The sequence below is a fragment of the Xanthomonas sp. LMG 12460 genome (assembly GCF_009192895.1).
GTDB classification, from domain to species: Bacteria; Pseudomonadota; Gammaproteobacteria; order Xanthomonadales; family Xanthomonadaceae; genus Xanthomonas_A; species Xanthomonas_A sontii.
This window is the reverse complement of the sequence record NZ_NKUH01000158.1, coordinates 1-822: the sequence shown is the minus strand read 5'-3', so window position 1 is coordinate 822 and position 822 is coordinate 1. Positions and strand designations below refer to the sequence as shown.

Annotated in this window: 1 protein-coding gene; it reads right to left on the bottom strand. The window is 68.9% G+C overall.

Annotation, left to right across the window (positions count from 1 at the left end):
- On the bottom strand, window positions 1-822 hold an 822-nt coding region (locus CEK66_RS20150), incomplete at both ends, for a sulfatase-like hydrolase/transferase (RefSeq protein ID WP_152238065.1).

Sequence of the window (822 nt, the reverse complement as noted above, 5' to 3'; positions counted from 1 at the left end):
CCAGGTCGGCGGTGTCGCAGGTCGGGGTGAAGCGGCGGAACGCGGCCGGGTAGCGCTCGAAGTAGCTGGGGCCGTGGCTGCCGAGCTGGTGCAGCACCACGACGCGGTCGCCGGGCTTGGCGCGCACCTGCGCCGCCAGGTCCTGCAGCAGGATCTCGTCCATGCAGCGTCCGTCCTTGCACAACTGCGGATCCTTGGCGTCGTCCAGGTGCTGGATCTGCAGGCCGTCGCACACGCCCTTGCAGCCGGACTGGTTGTCGCGCCACAGCGTGCTGATGCCGGCGTGCTCGAGCACGTGCAGCAGCGACTGGTGCTTGCGGATGTTGCTCTCGTTGTAGTCGTGGCGGCCGAACGGCGAGAACATGCACGGCACCGACACCTCGGTGCTGGTGCCGCAGGAGTGCATGTCGGGGAAATTGATCACGTCGCGCTTGGCCAGCTCCGGCGTGGTCTGCCGCGTATAGCCGTTGAGGCCCCAGTTCTGCGCGCGGGCGGTTTCGCCCAGCACCACCACCAGCAGCCGTGGCTTGCTGCCCGGCGCACGCGCGGTGGCCTTGGCGTCGTGTTCCAGCGGCAGCTTCGGCGCCTTGCGCGTGGGGCTGTCGGACTTGAAGTTCTGCCGCAGCGCGACCAGGTAATTGATCGGCGTGGCCAGGTAGCGGATCTCGCGATGGTTGCGCATCATCGCCGACAGGTCCTGGAACGACAGCATCGCAGCGACGCCGCCCAGCGCCAGCATGCCCACCAGGAAGCCGGCGCGGATCGCCAGCGCCTTCAGCGGCGAACGCCGGATCAGCCGCACCCGCCACAGCACCAGGATCG